The organism is Paenibacillus sp. MZ04-78.2 (genome assembly GCF_024213375.1).
GTDB lineage: Bacteria > Bacillota > Bacilli > Paenibacillales > NBRC-103111 > Paenibacillus_G.
Genome location: NZ_JANAVJ010000004.1, coordinates 73,321 through 90,851, shown reverse-complemented (window position 1 = coordinate 90,851; position 17,531 = coordinate 73,321). Strand labels below are relative to the sequence as shown.

General features: G+C 55.2%; 15 protein-coding genes. 10 read left to right on the top strand and 5 right to left on the bottom strand.

The annotated features are described in order from the left end of the window. Positions 1–72: 72 nt before the first annotated feature. From NLX71_RS04890 to pruA, 6 genes are all read left to right on the top strand, one after another. Positions 73–987, top strand: coding sequence for a branched-chain amino acid ABC transporter permease (locus tag NLX71_RS04890; RefSeq protein WP_254362375.1), 915 nt, complete (start codon positions 73–75; stop codon positions 985–987). Positions 988–990: 3 nt separating this feature from the next. Continuing rightward, positions 991–1,995, top strand: a complete 1,005-nt coding sequence (locus NLX71_RS04885; RefSeq protein WP_254362374.1) for an ABC transporter permease subunit — start codon at positions 991–993, stop codon at positions 1,993–1,995. Between the two features lie 19 nt (positions 1,996–2,014). After that, positions 2,015–2,794, top strand: a complete 780-nt coding sequence (locus NLX71_RS04880; protein WP_254362373.1) for an ABC transporter ATP-binding protein — start codon at positions 2,015–2,017, stop codon at positions 2,792–2,794. After that, positions 2,791–3,513, top strand: a complete 723-nt coding sequence (locus NLX71_RS04875) for an ABC transporter ATP-binding protein (RefSeq protein WP_254362372.1) — start codon at positions 2,791–2,793, stop codon at positions 3,511–3,513. The genes NLX71_RS04880 and NLX71_RS04875 overlap by 4 nt, the downstream gene beginning before the upstream one ends. 202 nt (positions 3,514–3,715) lie before the next feature. After that, complete coding sequence (locus NLX71_RS04870) at positions 3,716–4,630, top strand: proline dehydrogenase family protein (protein WP_254362371.1); 915 nt, start codon at positions 3,716–3,718, stop codon at positions 4,628–4,630. 31 nt (positions 4,631–4,661) lie between these two features. After that, entirely contained in the window at positions 4,662–6,230 is a 1,569-nt protein-coding gene (pruA, locus tag NLX71_RS04865; protein ID WP_254362370.1) for an L-glutamate gamma-semialdehyde dehydrogenase, read from the top strand. Between the two features lie 137 nt (positions 6,231–6,367). Here the strand turns inward: pruA and NLX71_RS04860 are convergent, their stop codons facing one another. Beyond that, a complete protein-coding gene (locus NLX71_RS04860) occupies positions 6,368–6,964 on the bottom strand; it encodes a substrate-binding domain-containing protein (RefSeq protein WP_254362369.1) in 597 nt (198 codons plus the stop codon). Positions 6,965–7,077: 113 nt separating this feature from the next. Here NLX71_RS04860 and NLX71_RS04855 point away from each other — a divergent pair, with 113 nt between their 5' ends. Further along, positions 7,078–8,442, top strand: a complete 1,365-nt coding sequence (locus NLX71_RS04855) for a glycosyl hydrolase family 18 protein (RefSeq protein ID WP_254362368.1) — start codon at positions 7,078–7,080, stop codon at positions 8,440–8,442. Positions 8,443–8,507: 65 nt separating this feature from the next. Here NLX71_RS04855 and NLX71_RS04850 read toward each other — a convergent pair whose 3' ends face one another. Continuing rightward, positions 8,508–9,326: a glycerophosphodiester phosphodiesterase gene (locus tag NLX71_RS04850; RefSeq protein WP_254362367.1), complete on the bottom strand. Its 819-nt coding sequence runs from the start codon at positions 9,324–9,326 to the stop codon at positions 8,508–8,510. Positions 9,327–9,683: 357 nt separating this feature from the next. On the opposite strand from NLX71_RS04850, the gene NLX71_RS04845 reads away from it, so the two are divergent. Then, positions 9,684–10,196 (top strand): metal-dependent hydrolase, encoded by a 513-nt coding sequence (locus tag NLX71_RS04845; protein WP_254362366.1) that lies wholly within the window; start codon positions 9,684–9,686, stop codon positions 10,194–10,196. 33 nt (positions 10,197–10,229) lie between these two features. Continuing rightward, positions 10,230–10,802 (top strand): SMI1/KNR4 family protein, encoded by a 573-nt coding sequence (locus NLX71_RS04840; protein ID WP_254362365.1) that lies wholly within the window; start codon positions 10,230–10,232, stop codon positions 10,800–10,802. A gap of 144 nt (positions 10,803–10,946) precedes the next feature. On the opposite strand, the gene NLX71_RS04835 is transcribed toward NLX71_RS04840, so the two are convergent. The 3 genes from NLX71_RS04835 to NLX71_RS04825 form a co-directional block, all read right to left on the bottom strand. Then, positions 10,947–12,032 carry a glycine-rich domain-containing protein gene (locus NLX71_RS04835; protein WP_254362364.1) on the bottom strand — a complete coding sequence of 362 codons (1,086 nt, stop codon included), beginning with the start codon at positions 12,030–12,032 and terminating at the stop codon, positions 10,947–10,949. Positions 12,033–12,062: 30 nt separating this feature from the next. Beyond that, positions 12,063–14,132, bottom strand: coding sequence for an ABC transporter ATP-binding protein (locus NLX71_RS04830; RefSeq protein WP_254362363.1), 2,070 nt, complete (start codon positions 14,130–14,132; stop codon positions 12,063–12,065). Positions 14,133–14,215: 83 nt separating this feature from the next. Continuing rightward, the gene (locus NLX71_RS04825) at positions 14,216–15,961 is read right to left on the bottom strand and encodes an ABC transporter ATP-binding protein (RefSeq protein WP_254362362.1); all 1,746 of its coding nucleotides are present in this window, start codon (positions 15,959–15,961) and stop codon (positions 14,216–14,218) included. A gap of 597 nt (positions 15,962–16,558) precedes the next feature. On the opposite strand from NLX71_RS04825, the gene NLX71_RS04820 reads away from it, so the two are divergent. After that, positions 16,559–17,524, top strand: coding sequence for a carbohydrate kinase family protein (locus NLX71_RS04820; protein WP_254362361.1), 966 nt, complete (start codon positions 16,559–16,561; stop codon positions 17,522–17,524). Positions 17,525–17,531: the final 7 nt, after the last annotated feature.

The window sequence follows — 17,531 nt, the reverse complement described above, 5'->3', positions numbered from 1 at the left end:
GATCGAACGTTGAAGCTCAAACGCGCGGCATACGAGGATCGTGCCGCGTATTTTTCAGAAAGGAGCGGTCCGATGGAATTTCAGCTTACCACCGACATTTTTGTGCAGCAGTTGATCAACGCTTTGATCGTAGGTTCCTTTTATGCCTTGATTGCACTCGGTTACACGATGGTATACGGCATCATTAAACTGCTCAATTTTGCACACGGCGATGTGTTCATGGTCGGCGCCTTCGTCGGCTACACGGTATTGGCCAAGCTGACTGGTACGGGAGAAAGCTTGCTGGGGTTGGGATTGGCTTTTCTCATCGCGATGGTCGTCACCGGATTTTTAGGGATGGGAATCGAACGGATCGCCTACAGGCCGCTGCTGAAGGCTCCCCGTTTATCGATATTGATTACCGCGGTCGGCATGTCGCTGGTGCTTGAAAATACGATTATGGCCGCTTATGGCGCCAAGCCGTATATTATGCCCGTGACGCTGCCGACAACTGGGTTTTCCTTGCTCGGAACCAAAATTACGTATGCCCAGATCGGAATCATCGTCGTCTCGGCAATATTAATGGTCGCTTTGCAGTTGTTCGTCCACCGGACGATTTACGGCAAGGCGATGCGGGCAATTGCGATCGATCCGACGGCCAGCAGTCTGGTTGGCATCAACGTGACGAAAGTGATTTCGCTGACGTTCTTCGTCGGTTCTTTCCTGGCCGCTGCCGCCGGCATGATGAATGCCAGCTATTACGGCAGCCTTACGTTTACGATGGGCTTTATTTTTGGCATGAAGGCCTTTACGGCGGCTGTCATCGGCGGAATCGGCAGCATTCGCGGGGCGATGCTCGGCGGCTTGACGCTGGGTGTGCTGGAGACGATCGGCACGTACCAATTCGGCGGCGAATGGAAGGATGTTTTTGCGTTCTTCATTCTCATCGCCCTGCTGGTTGTCAAACCGACGGGCATATTAGGCCAAAAAGCGACGGAGAGGATGTAACGTATGGAAAATGCGCCGAAGCAAACCGTTGTTTTAAACCGCCCAAAAATGAATGCCAAATCGTCGGCGCTCGTGGCGCTGATGGTGCTGGCCGCATTGTTCCCTTTCTTCGCCGGACCTTATTGGCTGGACGTCGGCTTTCTCACCGTGTTCTATATCGTTCTGGGGCTCGGACTGAACGTTGTTGTCGGCTACGCCGGGCTGCTCGACCTCGGGTATTCCGCGTTTTTCGCGGTCGGCGCCTATACGACGGGCATTTTCATGACGCAGTTTCAAATGAATTTTTTCCTGGCCCTTGCGCTTAGCGGAATATTCGCCGCCGTGGCCGGCCTCATTATCGGGGCGCCGACCCTCCGGCTGCGCAGTGACTATCTGGCGATCGTCACGCTGGGCTTCGGTGAAATTGTTAAAATATCGGCCAAAAATCTTGAATTTACCGGCGGAGCCTCCGGGATTTACGGCATCATGAGCCCGTTTCCCGCCTCAGTGACCTTCATGGGAATGACGATCAACAACCTGACGTACTGCTATTGGGCGATACTGATTTTGGCGGTCGTTGCGATCGTGGCTTCCAAGCGGCTCGGGCAATCGAGAATCGGGCGCTCTTGGGCGTACATCCGAGAGGATGAGGACGCGGCGGAAGCGATGGGCATTAACCGGGTGCGCAGCAAGCTGGCCGCCTATTCGGTGGGAGCCTTTTTCGGCGGACTGGCCGGCGCGGTATTTGCCGTCAAAATGACGGCAATTGCGCCCGAAAGCTTCAACTTCATGCAGTCGGTCATGATTTTGCTGGCGGTGGTCTTGGGCGGTCTGGGCCGGATTTCCGGCGTCGTGATCGGCGCGATCATCGTCATCGTTCTTCCCGAGTCGCTTCGGGATCTGAATAAGCTCATTCATTTGGATATCGATATCGAACGTTACCGTTACCTTGTCTTCGGCGTCGCGCTGGTGATCCTGATGATTTTCCGCCCGCAAGGACTCGTTCCCGAAAGCCGGGGTAAAGAATAAGCAATCCGAGGTGAGCGAAATGGCGAACATGCGAATTTCCAATCTGCATCTCCAATTCGGCGGATTGACGGCCGTGAACAATCTGAGCTTTGACATTCCGGACAATGCCGTGATGAGTATCATCGGGCCGAACGGAGCCGGGAAAACGTCTTTGTTCAATATGATTACGGGCTTTTACCGGCCGACGCGCGGCGAAATTGTATTTGACGGCGTGAATATCGCCGGGAAGAGGCCGAGCCGGATTACGTCGATGGGCATGGCCCGCACGTTCCAGAACCTGCGCGTATTTCCGAACTTGACCGTGCTGGAGAACGTGATGGCCGGTATGCACTCCAGAACGAAGCAAGGGCTGCTGGGAGCGCTGCTGCGCACGCCCGGTCATCGCAAGGAAGAAGCCTGGATTCGGCAGGTGGCCGAGGAGTGCATCCGTTTTGTCGGGATTGAAGCGTACACGGACAGGCTGGCCAAGAATCTGCCTTACGGGGCTCAGCGGTATTTGGAAATTGCGCGCGCCTTGGCGATTCAGCCGAAAATCCTTTTTCTGGACGAGCCGGCAGCGGGCTTCAACTTCAGCGAAAAGCGGGATCTGATCGGTCTGATCGGACGAATCCGCGAAGCTTACCGCATTCCCGTCGTCTTGATCGAGCACGATATGGGACTGATCAACCAAGTTTCCGATCACATGATGGTGCTGAATTACGGGCAAAAGCTGGCGGAAGGCACGCCGCAGGACGTGCTGAACGATCCCCGGGTGATTGAAGCCTATCTGGGCAAGGAAGAGGAGGATGAGGCGGTATGAGCATCATTCTCGACGTGAAGCGCATGGAAACCTTTTACGGCAAAATCCAGGCGGTCCGCGGTGTCGATTTTACGGTACAGCAGGGGGAAATCGTCGCGCTGCTTGGGGCCAACGGCTCCGGCAAAAGCACGATTCTGAAAACGATATCGGGTCTGATCCGCCCGGCTCAAGGCAGCATCGCGTTTATGGGCGAGGACCTGACGAAAAAAGAGCCGCATACGATCGTGGAAATGGGCGTCGTGCACGTGCCGGAGGGGCGCAGGGTGTTCGGAGGCCTCACGGTGACGGAAAACCTGGAGCTCGGATTTTTCATCAAGAAAAGAGACAAGGCTAAGCTGGCGCAAAATCTGGACATGGTCTTTCAAATGTTCCCCCGGCTGGCCGAGCGCCGCAAGCAAATGGCCGGAACGTTAAGCGGCGGGGAGCAGCAGATGCTGGCCATCGGCCGGGCTCTCATGTCGGAGCCTAAGCTACTGATGCTGGACGAGCCTTCCATGGGGCTTGCCCCGATCGTCGTCATCGACATGATGAAGATCATCAAACAGATCAACCAACAGAGGGGCACGACGATTTTGCTGGTCGAGCAGAACGCCAAGGCGGCGCTCAAATTGGCGCATCGCGGCTACGTGCTGGAAACGGGCTCCATTACGATGGAAGACAGCGCCGTCAATCTGCTTGCAGACGACAACGTGGTCAAGGCTTACCTAGGGGTTCATTGATGGCTCGTTCTTTTTTCGTCCATGCTGTACAGCCTGTTTGATTTTTAAGTCCAGAGTTGTTCAAAAATAGACAAATTAAAAGAATAAACAAAATTATTGTTAAATATATGTACAAATTTGCCTTTTGATTGTATAATTTGAATATGGATAACGCTTTCATTAGACAACAATGCATGATTCTAGAAGGAGGATTCGGTATTCCATGGAAGTGCTCATGCGGAATATGTTTCAAGCGATAGGAAAAAACCGCTCCGCGAACCAATTGGCAAAACGGTACGGATTGCGCTTCGGTGCGGCCCGCTTCGTCGCAGGCGAAACGATCGCGCAGTCGATTGAAGTGGTTCGCAAGCTGAATCAGTCCGGCCGGGTCGTCACGTTGGACCATTTGGGCGAGTTTATTTCCACCGAGGCTGAGGCCATGGAATCGACCGAAATGTGTCTGCGAACATTGGACGCGATCGCGGAATCGGGCGTTCAATCCAATCTTTCCCTGAAGATGACTTCGCTTGGGCTGGATATCGACAAAGAGCTGTGCATGAGCAACATGCGCAGGATTTTGGACAAAGCCCGGGAATACGGCAATTTCGTGCGGATCGATATGGAGGATTACGCCCATTGTCAAGTGTCGCTTGATATTTACCGCGAGCTTCGTCAGACCTATGACAATGTCGGCATCGTCATTCAGGCGTACTTGTTCCGCACAGAGCAGGATATACAGGATTTGAACGAGCTTCAGGCGAATTTGCGTTTGGTGAAGGGGGCCTACAAGGAGTCTCCGAAGGTGGCCTTCCCGGAAAAGAAAGATGTCGACGAGAATTACAAGAAGATTATCAAAATGCACCTGCTGAACGGAAACTATACGGCGATTGCGAGCCATGACGAGAACATGATCTCGTTTACGAAGCAGCTTGTCAAAGAGCACGGCATCCCGAACGACCGCTTTGAGTTCCAGATGCTTTACGGGATTTGTGAAGAACTGCAAAACCGTTTAGTCGCAGAAGGCTACAAGGTGCGCGTCTACGTTCCGTACGGGATCGATTGGTTCGGTTACTTCATGCGGCGGCTGGCGGAGCGTCCGGCGAATGTCTGGTTTGTGCTGAAAAATATGTTTAAATAATTCATTCCGATCATGGAGAGGGGACTAATCGATGAATACGTTGACAAATGTTAAGCCTTTTGTAAATGAGCCTTTTACGGATTTCAGCAAGGAAGAGAACAAGCAGGCGATGGAAGCCGCGATCGCCAAGGTCAAGGCTGAGCTTGGCCGGGATTACCCGCTGCATATCGGCAGCAAACAAGTGATGACCGACACGCAAATCGTATCAATTAACCCGGGAGACAAGGATGAAGTGATCGGTCGCGTCAGCAAAGCGGACCAAGCTTTGGCCGAAGAGGCGATGCAGGTGGCTTTGCAGGCGTTCGAATCGTGGAAACGAGTTCCGGCTGCGGATCGCGCGGGCTATTTGTTTAAAGCGGCGGAGCTGATGCGTCAGCGCAAGCATGAGTTTTCCGCGCTCATGATTCTGGAGTCCGGCAAAAACTATGCGGAAGCCGATGCCGATACCGCGGAAGCGATCGACTTCATCGAGTTTTATGCCCGGGAAATGCTGCGTCTGAGTCGTACTAACGAAACCCAGCCTTTGACGAAGATCGCGGGTGAGACGAACCACCTGACGTACATTCCGCTTGGCGTCGGCGTCGTCATTCCTCCGTGGAACTTCCCGCTGGCGATTTGCGTAGGCATGACGACGGCCGCCGTCGTATCCGGCAACACCGTTCTGCTCAAGCCTGCGTCCACGACGCCGGTCATCGCCCATAAATTCGTGGCGTTGATGGAAGAAGTGGGACTGCCTGCCGGTGTCATTAACTATATTCCGGGCAGCGGCGCGGAAGTCGGCGATTACTTGACGACGCATCCGAAAACGCGCTTCGTCAGCTTTACCGGCTCCAAGGAAATCGGGCTGCGCATCAACCGCTTGGCGGCGGAGGCGGCTCCAGGGCAAATCTGGATCAAGCGCGTCATTGCGGAGATGGGCGGAAAAGACGGGATTGTCGTCGACGAAACGGCCGATCTTCAAGCGTCGGCCCAAGCGATTGTCGCTTCGGCCTTCGGCTTCCAAGGCCAGAAATGCTCCGCCGGCTCGCGCGCGTTCATCGTCGAGTCCGTGTACGACGAAGTGGTCGAGAAGGTCGTCGAATTGACAAAAGCCCTGCAAGTCGGGCTGCCGGAAACCAACGCCCCGGTCGGGCCGGTTATCGATCAAGGCTCCTACGACAAAATTTTGAATTACATCGAGATTGGCAAGACGGAAGGCAAGCTGCTTGCCGGCGGCGGCAAGGCAGAAGGCAACGGTTATTATATCGAGCCGACGGTATTTGCCGACGTGGACGGCAAAGCGCGGATCATGCAAGAGGAGATTTTCGGGCCGGTGCTCGCCATCGGCAAAGCGAAGGACTGGAAAGAAGCGATTGCGCTGTATAACGATACCGAATTCGGCTTGACGGGCGCATTCTTCTCCTCGGACGAAGACCGGATCGAGGAAGCGCTGGAGACGATGCACTGCGGCAATCTGTACATCAACCGCAAGTGTACCGGCGCCTTGGTTGGCGTGCATCCGTTCGGCGGGTTCAACATGTCCGGCACGGATTCCAAAGCGGGCGGCTACGATTATTTGCTGCTGTTTACGCAAGCCCAATTAACCTCCCGGAAAAACTAATCTCTGACGATGAACGTATAAGCGCAGGAGCCTATCGCTCATTGCGCGGCGAAAGAAGCCCGGTACCATTAAGGTGCCGGGCTTTTTACTATTGAAAACGGCCATTGTGCCTTCCGTACAATCGTTCATAAATTTATTTATAGATCGTTTTTGCGGATAAGCTTCATCAGCTCGTGAATTTCGGGCAGATGCTTATGCTTCATTTTATAGGCGAAAAAGATTTCGTTTTTTACGGACAAATCCCCGTAGATCACTTTGGTCCGCTCGCTCATCGATTTTTCCAGCAGGTAGGTAGGCATCATGCTTAAACCTTCGCCGATCTCGATAGCTTTTAAAATGATATGCAAATTAGGAATGACATGGACAGGCTTAATAAGCGGACGTTTTTTAAAGTGTTCTCTCCAAAACCTTCGTATAATCGGCAGCTCCAAGCCATAGCTGATCCAATTTTGGGCGGCGAGCCACTGTTCTCTACGCTTCAGACTATCCGTTTCAAGCACTTCCAGCCGGGCAGGGGCTACCACGACAAACTGTTCGTCGTACAGCTTCACATACTCAATTCCCGGGGTCACAACCTTTTTGGATGTAATGAGGATATCTACTTTATCTTCCTTCAGCAGCTCCAGCAATTGATCGGCCGTTCCGAAATGGTTAATGGTGCAGAGGCCTAGCTTAGGAAGCCGGGGAATGACTTCTTCGAGATAAAACTCATGCGCCGACCCGATTCGGATCATATTTTCCGGATAGCCGGCAGCTGCAGGCAGACAAAAAAATTCCCCGTACCGATCGTATTGTGTCCCTCTGCTGAATACGAATAGTAGTAACATGCTTCGCAAAGGAGAAGACCATGATTACTTATGTTGTTCAACAGGGGGATTCCCTCTATTCGATTGCCCAAAAGTACGGGACGACGTATCAAGCGATCATGATTTTGAACGGATTGACGTCAACGGCTTTGCAAGTCGGACAAAGGCTGCGTATTCCCGTCTACACGGAGGCCATCGTCAATGTGAACACGGCGAACATCCGTCAATATCCGGGAACGACATCGCCGCTCATCGACCAGATGGACCGGGGGGCCAGGCTGCCGGTGACGGGAATCGAAGGCGACTGGGTGCGCGTCCAGCTGTACGACGGGCGGGTCGGCTGGGTGCTCCGGGACCTCGTCCGGGTCGTTCCGCACGGCGGGGAACGCCCGGTGCAGCAGGTGCTGGGCTTTTACACGGAAAAGGAAGGACCGACGCTTCCCAGCTCACATCAGGTGTTCGTGGAGCATACCGCGCAGCTGTCCGCTGTGGGCATGTTTCATTTCCGCATTAACCGGGCCCATCCGACGGAAATTGAGAAATTTCCGGCAACGTTCACCGACGCCTACATGCGGCAGGTTGTGGATCACGGGCATCGCCACAATGTGAAAATGCTGCCGACGGTACATAATTTGTTGTACGAACGAGGGCATCAGGAGGTCAACAAGGAAGTCATCCGCGGGATGCTGGCTACGCCGGATACGCGCAAGGCATTCATCTTGAGCGTGATCGCGCTGATTCAGCGTTACAACTTCGACGGGGTCAACATCGACTTCGAGGATGTGCGCTACGAGGACCGGGAGCGCCTCTCGGCCTTTTATCGGGAGCTTGGCAGCGCTTTGCGCGATCATGGCTATTTTTATTCGGTCGATACGCCGTCGCGCACTTCGGATGAGCCGACGAACCCGTTCTCAGCGCCGTTCAACTATTCCGTGCTGGGCCAGACGGTTGACGAGCTTGTGGTCATGCTGTACAACGAGCACGGCTGGCCGGGAAGCGGTCCGGGGCCCGTCGTCTCGATCGGCTGGATGGAAAGCGTGGTCAAATATGCGCTGACCAAAATGCCCGCCTCCAAAATTTCGGCCGCCGTGTCGGTGTTCGGCTTCGATTTCAACTTGACGACGGGACGCAATACGTATGCGACCTATGCCATGGCGATGAATTTAGCCAAAAAATATAACAAAGAAGTCATCTTCGACGAGAAAACGCAAACGCCGATGTTCGCTTATACGGATGAATCCGGCAACAAGCACGAGGTTTGGTTTGAAAATGCGGCCAGTATCCGGTCGAAAATGCAGCTTGCCGATCGTCTGGGCATTCGGGGCATCGCCTTGTGGAGACTTGGCATGGAAGATCCCGGCATGTGGACGATGATGGAGAACGAATTCGTCATTCGCAAGAGCTAAAAACAAACCCGCCATCGGGTCCGTGCGGACTGCGACAAGGCGGGTTTTGCTGTTCTTTAGGGAAGTCAGGACTTGGCGCGGCGCTGGTGCAGAAGCTCGACCAACTGTGCGGGCTCATTCGTAATGATGCTGTCGACGCCGAGCTTCAGCATGCGGTTCATCGTCTTCTTGTCGTTGACGGTCCAGACGAACACTTGCTTGCGATGCTGCGCGGCGAGACGCATAAACTCTTTGTCGACCAAAGGATAAGCGGCGCTGAGCACTTCGTAGTTACGGTCCGTAAACAGCGCTTCGCGCTTTGCGGATTTCTGCCCTACGATCAAGCCGGTTCGAATGCTTGCATTGAGCTGCTTTACTTTGCGCAAAAGCGCCGGATCGAACGACGTTATCGTACAGTCCGCCGTAAATTTACGGCGCTCGATAATGCTGACAGTTTCCTCGGCCAGCCGTTTTTGATGACCGTTATTTTTAAGCTCGATGTTGAGCTTGATTTTGCCTTGGGCGATCTCGATGATCTCTTCCAATGTCGGGACGCGTTCTTGGCGAAATTGCGGGTGAAACCAATCGCCGGCGCTCGCTTGGCGCAAATCGCTGTACGGGATTTCCCACATGGGCTTGTTGATTCCCGTCGTCCGTTTGGCGCTATCGTCGTGCATCAGCACGATCACTCCGTCGGCCGTCTCCTGAACGTCAAGCTCGGCATAGTCCGCGCCGTCCTTGATCGCTTGGCGAATCGAACTCGCCGTATTCTCGGGTGCGGCATGCGAGCTGCCGCGGTGCGCGGTAACGAGGCCGATGTTGTCTGCGCGCGTAGCAGGCGTCGAGCCTGTGGCGGCAAAGTTGACGGCGAATACAACGGCAAGCACCAGCATGAATTTTTGCATAAAGCAGCCTCCTGATGAAATAAAGTGCACGGGACGGCACGAAGCTCCAAATCGGCCTCGAACAACGTCCTCTATATAGACGATCCGGGTTCGACAAATGCCTCATTTCCGGCAAAAAAAGATTAGCATATTTCGGTTAGATAAAAATTAGCTTGTCCCGTCGTTTTGGACGGCATGCGCTAACGGTTTCTTAACAATTGCGGATGGAAGGGGCGAGAGGAAGAGAAAAAAAGGGTCCTCCAGAAAACAGATTTGTATCCGGTTGGGAGAGATGTAGAAATGCGATCATATGTTTGGTATAATGGGGAAGCTCTTGACCGGGCCGCGACAACACAGAATAATAAGGAGGATTTAAGAATGCTGCAAAAAACGCACAGCGTCGCCGGTATGCTGGCCGCGGAAGGGGTACTGGTGCACTTTCAGGTGCCGCTTCTGTCCTGGGAAACCGCCGCTGCGCTTCTGATTGGCTGCCTGGCAGGGCCGTTGGCCGACATCGACAAACCGGGATCGACGATGGCCAAAGTATTTTTTCCGCTGTCGTTCATGCTGCGGCTCACGAACGTCCGGCACCGGACGATGACGCACTCCGTCCTGTTCCTGTTCGCTATTGCCGCACTGCTGATGCCGATTCCGGAACTGCTGTTCTGGAGCTTTTTGCTCGCGTATGCGTCACACGCCTTCATTGATTTGTTTAATTACCAGGGAGTCGAGCTGCTGTGGCCCATCAAGTTCAAGTTCCGGCTGCTGCCGAAATTTATGGCCATCGAAACGGGTTCGTACAAGGAAAGCGGGTTCCGCTACTTCCTGGTGCTGCTCTGCATTGCGCTGCCGGTCTTCTACAATTGGGATACCGTCTCCGATCTGTTCTGAATGATCCATTTTTGTTCGTAAAGGGGTATGCCAATGAATATCCACGACTATATCAAACAAGGCTTTGAAGCTTATTACGAGCGCTATAATCAAGTTACCGAGGAAGGTTTCGGCAGATGGATGAGTCCGGGGGTCCCGGATGAAATGAAAGCAGCGGAATACGGTGATGATGAAGATGAATGGTCCATTTGGAAGCTGGTTCCTTCTGTTGTGAGTGAAGACGATATTGGCGCGCTGGAAAAAGAATTTGGGCTAACTTTTCCAGAATGGTATAAGGCTTTTATATCTACATATTATCATTATTTTGACGTAGTACCCGAACAAGGGATAGATAAGCCGTTAGATGGTATTAAAAATATGTATAATCCATTATTATGCAAATTGGGGTACCTCCCGTTTTCATGGGATACAGAGCACGGCAAAATAGTATGTATCGATCTAAAGGAACTCCCGGATGAAGATCGTTGTGCCATCTATCAGATCGAGCACGAAGTCTTATTTGATCTGGACGAAGCAACTACCGAACGTGATGAGCTTAAAGCGTCGTTGGAGTTTTTATATCCTAATTTCAAGACGTATTTTGACCGTACATTTTTAGAGGGGTAAAGATAGGAATTGTCGGTGATTATAACTGGGAAGTTCTGTAACCGTTGACCACTAAGCGAACGGCTTCAACACGTAAAGAAAGCCAAGCCACCCTGAAAAAGGACGCTTGGCTTTTGCTGTCTCTTGGCTTTCTCTGTCTATAGATCAGTCGCCTCCGCCGCCACCGCAGCTTGACGAAGAGGAGCAGCTTGAGGAGGATGAGCAGCTTGAGGACGAGCAGCTTCCAGACGAACCGCCGCCGCCGTTATCGCCGTCGCCGCGGTTATCGGACCAGATGCCGCTGCCGCAGCCGCTGGAGGAAGATGGGTGCCCCGCCTCGCGCTTGGCTTCTTCCTCGGCTTCTTCCTCCGGGAGCAGCCCTTGCATCTGTTCTTCGAAGTTGGTCCATTCCGTGACTGAATAGAACAGCATCGCGCCGGCCAAATACGGCATGAAGGAAGGGCCGTGCGATTCGGAAGGCCGCTCCGCGTAGGTCGGATTAACCGCCGCCTGCCGCAGCTGGTCCTTCGCCTGCTCGATTAACCATCGGACCGTTTGCCCGATTTCAGGGAACTGGACCGCCGCTTTCTGATTGAACCACCGCTGCTCAAGCTCCGCCTCGCTCTCCGAGCTCAGCGCGTCGATCCGCTGCCGATCGAACGGGTAGCGGAAAAAGCTTCCCCAGATTTCCGCCGTAAACGGCGTAGCCGCGAACAGGTGCGCGTACACCCAATCGAACCAGGCTCGCCCGCCCGGGTCCGGCCTGCCGTCCGTATGCGGCGCATGGTGAATCGTCGCGCCGAGCAGCGTTTCTCCAAAGCGCTGGTACTCCCGAGTGAACATCAGCATCTCGTGCCAGATGTCGTCGACCGCTTCGCTGAACATCGGCACCTCTTTCATCACGGCCGTCATCAAAAAGTATCGTTTCAGCTCCAGCAGCTTCCATTCGTATTCGGCCTCGCTCATAGAGGGATATTTGTCGAGCACCCGCTTCCGCAGCCGGTCGCCGTATTCCGCTTGCAGCACTTGCTCCAGCCGGTCTGCAGCCGGCTTCAGCGGAACGCCGGGCTGAAGTCCGAGTCCGGCCGGTCGCGGCTCGCTCCGGTAATCCGGCTTTGCCGGCGTTCGCGCAGGCAGCCTCGTCCTGCGGACCGGCACCGGCCGCCGCTGGTTCGTTCTTCCGGATTTGGAAGTAGCGACAACGATCAACACAACGATGATAACAAGGACAAAGATAAAGATAACGGACATAGGGTACCTCCCTGAGGCGTGATGACCATATTATACCATAGCCGTCCCGGACACAGCTCCTTCGGTAGTCCTGTTTTTGGAAGCTTTCTCCGCCGACAGCTCACCCGATTGCAGCCGGTACATTTGATAATATCTTCCCCCGAGCTGCATCAGCTCGTCGTGGGTCCCGCTTTCTTTAATTTCACCCCGGTCGAGGACGAGGATTTGATCTGCTGCTTTGATGGTCGACAGCCGATGCGCGATGATAAAGGTAGTCCGGCCTTTCTTCAGCACCTCCAGCGCCGCTTGAATAATGGCTTCCGTTTCCGTGTCGATGCTGGCTGTAGCTTCGTCCAGGATGAGAATCGCCGGGTCGAATGCCAGCGCTCGGGCAAACGAAATGAGCTGCCGCTGACCCGCGGAAAGCGTGCTGCCTTTCTCGACGACGGGCTCGTCGATGCCTCCGGGCATTGCGGCGAACATCTCGTATGCGCCGACATCGCGAAGCGCCCGCTCCACCTGCTCCCGAGTAATGGAGGGATCGTCCATGCTGACGTTGGAGGCGATCGTTCCGGTGAACAGGAACGGGTCCTGCAGCACAATCCCCATATGCTGGCGGAGCAACTGCTGCGGAATGTCCCGGATATCCCGGCCGTCGATGAGAATTTGTCCTTCCCGGACCTCGTAGAACCGGAACAGCAGGTTCAGGATCGAGCTTTTGCCGGAGCCGGTATGGCCTACAAGCGCGACAGTCTCGCCCGAGCGGGCGCGGAACGTAATGTTTTTGAGCACGTCGTCGCCGGGCTTGTAGGCGAACGAGACGTTCTCGAAGGCGACGTTTCCTTTATAGCGCTCCAGCTTGCCTTCGGCCACCTCGGTGCCTTTCTCGTCCAGCAGCTCGAACACGCGCTCTGCTGACACAAGGGCCGTTTCCAGATTGCTGAGCTGGTTCACAATGCCGACGATTGGCTGGAACATCCGGTTCATGTAATCCACGAAGGCGTACAGCATCCCGACTGTAACAAGCGTGCCGAGCCAGCCGCCGCCGAACATCCAGATGACGGTCAGAAAAATAACGTTCCGGACGATGCTCATCAGATTATGCGAGGTGATCGAATTTAAGCTGAGCAGCTTGTTCTTGTACGTAAAATGCTGCTCGTTAAGCTTTTCGAACTCTTCGAGCGTCTCCTTCTGACGGCGGAACGCCCGGATGATCGGCATTCCTTGAATCGATTCATTGATCATTCCGTTGATGTCGCTGAGTCTGGAACGGATCGCATGGTTGTATCTGGAGGCGAAACGGCGGTATACGACGATCCACACGTAGAGGATCGGCACCAGCGGAAGCGCGATCAGCGCCAGCTTCGCGTCGAGAAAGAACAACGCGCCGAGGATGGCCACCATGTAGACGATACCGGAAAAAAAGTTCGACAGCACGTTGACGTACAGCTCGCGGATCGATTCGGTATCGTTCGTAATGCGCGACACGACTTTGCCTGCGGGCAGGTTGTCGAAATAGTTGACGGGCAGCCGTCCGACTTGGGCGAAAACGTCCTTGCGGATCTTCTGAATGATCCGGTTGGCGGTTGTCTGCAGCAGGTACTTCTCCCCGTAAACCAAGAGAGCGCTTAGCACGATTAGCCCGAAATAACAGGCCGCCAGCACGACGAGCCGCCCGAATTCCGGTTCGTAAAAGGCATAAAGCTGCGTCGTCGTCAGCTCCCGCATCGGATAAACGGCCTTTTTTTCGCCATCGCCGACCACTGTCAGTTCATGTCCTTGCACGCTGCGCTGACCGTCGAAGCGGAGCGGGCCGTCGACGAAATAGTAGCCGCGCCCGACCTGCAGCACCCGGACTTCGCGTCCCTTTGTTTCGCCTTCCGCCCAGCGGTCTTGCCGTTTGTACGCCTTGCCATCGTAGACGACGGCGTCTTTGCTTCCTTTGGCCGCCTCGTACCAGGGATATTCCACGCCGAGAATATGGCGATCGATCATTTGTTTGGCGACAAGCGGTCCGGCCAGCTCCGCGCAGACGGCTGCGGTCAGCAGGATGAGCGCAATCAGGATCGGCCGCTTGAATAACGCCGCATAGCGGTATAACCGGATACCGGTTTGTTTCATGAGGAATCACCTTCGTTTCTGCTGTGCGGACGGATCGCTATTTCGGAGCGATACCGTCCGCTTCGCTTATTTTGAACGGGGATCTACGCCCCGATGTTCGCTTCGAGCTGTTGGCGGTCGTACTGCTCCTTGTACCAGCCTCCGGCCTGAAGCAGCTGCTCGTGGGTGCCTTCTTCCGCGATCCGCCCTTCATCCAGCACAACGATCCAATCGGCATGCTGGACGGCCGACAGCCGGTGAGTGACGATCAGCGTCGTCTTGCCGGCGCGTTCCTGGCGAATCCCCGTGATGATTTCCGCTTCCGTCTTGGCGTCGACAGCCGATAGCGCATCGTCGAGCATGAGAATTTCGGGATCGACGATCAAGGCGCGGGCGATGGACACGCGCTGTTTTTGACCGCCGGATAAAGCGACGCCCTTTTCGCCGACCAGCGTTTCCAGACCTTCGGGCAGGAAGTGCACGTCCTTGGCGAACGAGGCGAGCTCCAGCGCCCGCTGCACTTCCGTTTCGTTCGCATGGCTGCGACCGAATGTAACATTTTCGCGGATCGACCGCGAGAACAAGATCGGCTGCTGCGGCACATAGCCGATCCAGCCTTGAAGCGTATCGGGATCGATCCGGTCGGCCGGCATGCCGGACAGCCGGACCGCTCCCTGGCCGGAAGGGTATTCGCGCAGAAGCTGCTTGAGCAGCGTCGTTTTGCCGCTTCCCGTCCGGCCCACGATTCCGAGCGTCTGACCGCGCTCCAGCTTGAACGAAATGTCCACAAGATTATCGACAGGCGAAGATGGATAGCGGAACGTCACGCGGTCGAACACGATGCTTTCCGGCACGTCAACCGGGACGGGATTCGCCGGGCCTTCCACATCCGGCTCGTACGCGAGCGTTTCGTTGACCCGATCCAGCGAAGCGTTGCCCCGCTGCATGAGGTTGATGAGCTCGCCGATCGCGAACATCGGCCAAATCAGCATGCCGAGGAACATGTTGAACGAAACCAGCTCCCCGAGCGTAATTTCGCTGTGGAACACCAGATATGCGCCGTAGCACAAACCGATCAAATAGCTGATGCCGACCAAAATTTTTACCGTCGGATCGAACAGCGTGTCAACGCGGGCGACGGCGATATTTTTCTGGAACACGTCGTCCGAGATGCGGTGGAACCGTTCCTCGCTGGCCTTCTCCTGCACGAAGGCGCGGATGACCCGAACGCCGCCGATCGACTCCAGCACCTGGTCGTTCAACTGGCCGAACGCGTCCTGCGCGCTTGTGAAGCGCTCGTGGATTCGCTTGCCGAACCTGCTCATCAGCAGCGCCATGAGCGGCAGCGGCAGCAGAGCAGCGAGCGTCAGTTTCCAACTGATAATCGCCGCCATCATGATTAAGATTGTCAGCATGAACAGGCTGGAATCGACCAGAGTCATTATCCCGAAGCCTGCGGTCGCCGAGACGGCATTCAGATCGTTCGTTGCCCGGGCCATCAAATCGCCCGTCCGGTTGCGTTCGTAGAACGTCGGCGTCATCTTGGCGAAGTGGCGCATCAGACGCGAGCGGAGCAGACGCTCCAGCATATAGGCGCCGCCGTAAAGCTGATACATCCAAACGTAAGTAAGCACGTAACACAACAGAACTACTGCGGCCCAAAAGCCAATCACCTGATAAAGCTGCGCGCTGGTCAGCGTCCCTTGATGAATACCGTCGATGGAATAGCCGATCAGCTTCGGGGGAATGACCTCCAGAATCCCGGCGAACAGCGACAGCAGGATCGCGGAAGTGTATCGTTTCCAGTGCATGGCGAAAAACCAGCGCAGCTTTTTTAATACGATGAACATGTGAATGTACTCCTTTCCTGTTCTATAAAGATGGTTATACGGCGGCGTTTGGAAACCGACGCCAAAAAAGGCATACCGCTCGTAAGCGATATGCCTTAACACATCCGTATCCAAGGGATGCTTATCTGTTCGCAACAAACACCATACGCGGGTTATAACTGCTGCGGACCGATAAAAAAGGCGCACGATTACGAGAGTGCGTAACCATGCGCCGCGTATACGGAAGAAATTCGCAGAACGGCGAACGAGCCGTTATGATTCCAGCGCGGAGTGGCTGCACCGAACAATCCGATTGTATCGACGATGTGCGCGAAATTTGCGGTCTCTGGCGAGCAACATATGGCAGCCATCCTTTCTATGGAAATAATCTACAACTGTCACTGTACCATTGGGCGGCTCGTACTGTCAACGGGAAAAACAATTATAATCGATTTGGGACAAAGGGCGCGATCGTTGACGGACTGATTTCCCTGCGACTACAATAGAATGGAACGTTGCCTGAAACGTCTGCGGAGGCCGGGATGCTTTGATCCGGGAGGCCGCAAGCGCCGGCAACGTGTACCGATCGGAATTTGATAAAACGGACGGAGGATGGACATGAATAAACTGGATGCCGTCGCCATCGGAGAGCTGCTGATCGATTTTACGCCAGCGGGTGTGTCCGGGCAGGGGTTGCCGCGGTACGAGCAAAATCCCGGCGGCGCGCCGGCCAATGTGATGGCAGGGCTGACCAAGCTTGGCAAACGGACGGCGTTTATCGGCAAAGTCGGCGAGGATGCGTTCGGCCGTTTTTTGACGGGAGAGCTGGAGAAGCACGGGGTGGATACGGGCGGCATGGTATTTACCGGAGAAGCCGGTACGACGCTGGCTTTTGTCAGCCTTGATGCCAGTGGAGACCGTTCTTTCAGCTTTTACCGCAATCCGGGGGCGGACATGCTGCTGCAGGAGTCGGAGATCGACTGGAAGCGGATCGGGGAAGCCGCCTTGTTTCATTTCGGCTCCGTCTCGATGACGCACGAGCCTTCGGCTTCGGCGACGCTGCGCGCAGCTGCTTTTGCCCGCCGGGAAGGCAAGCTCGTCTCCTTCGATCCGAATCTGCGTCCGCTCCTGTGGCCGGATTTGGATCGTGCAAAACGGCTCATTCTGGAAGGCCTGACTTACAGCGACGTCCTGAAGCTTTCCGAGGAGGAGCTGCATTTTCTGACCGGTGAGCGGGACCTGGAGGCAGGTACCCGGCAGCTCCGGGAGCAGTACGACACTCCGCTGATCTTCGTGACGCTGGGGCCGGACGGCAGCTTTTACCGTCAGGGCGAGCGGACGGGCCGGGTGCCGGGCTTCGCGGTGAATGCCGTCGATACGACCGGCGCGGGCGACGCGTTCTTCTCGGGCGCATTGTTCCGGTTGATGGAATCCGGGAAGCGTCCGGACGAGCTGACGGAGGCGGAGCTTGACGAGGTGTGCCGCTCGGGCAATGCGGCCGGCGCGCTGACGACGACCCGCAAGGGGGCCATTCCCGCTCTGCCGTCCCTGGAGGAACTGGACCAACTGATTCGCGGAAGTTGACGGGACA

Excerpts from the sequence above, each read along its gene's own strand:
- NLX71_RS04890 (WP_254362375.1), top strand. The coding sequence starts at position 73 with ATGGAATTTCAGCTTACCACCGACATTTTTGTGCAGCAGTTGATCAAC.
- NLX71_RS04885 (WP_254362374.1), top strand. The coding sequence starts at position 991 with ATGGAAAATGCGCCGAAGCAAACCGTTGTTTTAAACCGCCCAAAAATG.
- NLX71_RS04880 (WP_254362373.1), top strand. The coding sequence starts at position 2,015 with ATGGCGAACATGCGAATTTCCAATCTGCATCTCCAATTCGGCGGATTG.
- NLX71_RS04875 (WP_254362372.1), top strand. The coding sequence starts at position 2,791 with ATGAGCATCATTCTCGACGTGAAGCGCATGGAAACCTTTTACGGCAAA.
- NLX71_RS04870 (WP_254362371.1), top strand. The coding sequence starts at position 3,716 with ATGGAAGTGCTCATGCGGAATATGTTTCAAGCGATAGGAAAAAACCGC.
- pruA (WP_254362370.1), top strand. The coding sequence starts at position 4,662 with ATGAATACGTTGACAAATGTTAAGCCTTTTGTAAATGAGCCTTTTACG.
- NLX71_RS04860 (WP_254362369.1), bottom strand. The coding sequence starts at position 6,964 with ATGATCCGAATCGGGTCGGCGCATGAGTTTTATCTCGAAGAAGTCATT.
- NLX71_RS04855 (WP_254362368.1), top strand. The coding sequence starts at position 7,078 with ATGATTACTTATGTTGTTCAACAGGGGGATTCCCTCTATTCGATTGCC.
- NLX71_RS04850 (WP_254362367.1), bottom strand. The coding sequence starts at position 9,326 with ATGCAAAAATTCATGCTGGTGCTTGCCGTTGTATTCGCCGTCAACTTT.
- NLX71_RS04845 (WP_254362366.1), top strand. The coding sequence starts at position 9,684 with ATGCTGCAAAAAACGCACAGCGTCGCCGGTATGCTGGCCGCGGAAGGG.
- NLX71_RS04840 (WP_254362365.1), top strand. The coding sequence starts at position 10,230 with ATGAATATCCACGACTATATCAAACAAGGCTTTGAAGCTTATTACGAG.
- NLX71_RS04835 (WP_254362364.1), bottom strand. The coding sequence starts at position 12,032 with ATGTCCGTTATCTTTATCTTTGTCCTTGTTATCATCGTTGTGTTGATC.
- NLX71_RS04830 (WP_254362363.1), bottom strand. The coding sequence starts at position 14,132 with ATGAAACAAACCGGTATCCGGTTATACCGCTATGCGGCGTTATTCAAG.
- NLX71_RS04825 (WP_254362362.1), bottom strand. The coding sequence starts at position 15,961 with ATGTTCATCGTATTAAAAAAGCTGCGCTGGTTTTTCGCCATGCACTGG.
- NLX71_RS04820 (WP_254362361.1), top strand. The coding sequence starts at position 16,559 with ATGAATAAACTGGATGCCGTCGCCATCGGAGAGCTGCTGATCGATTTT.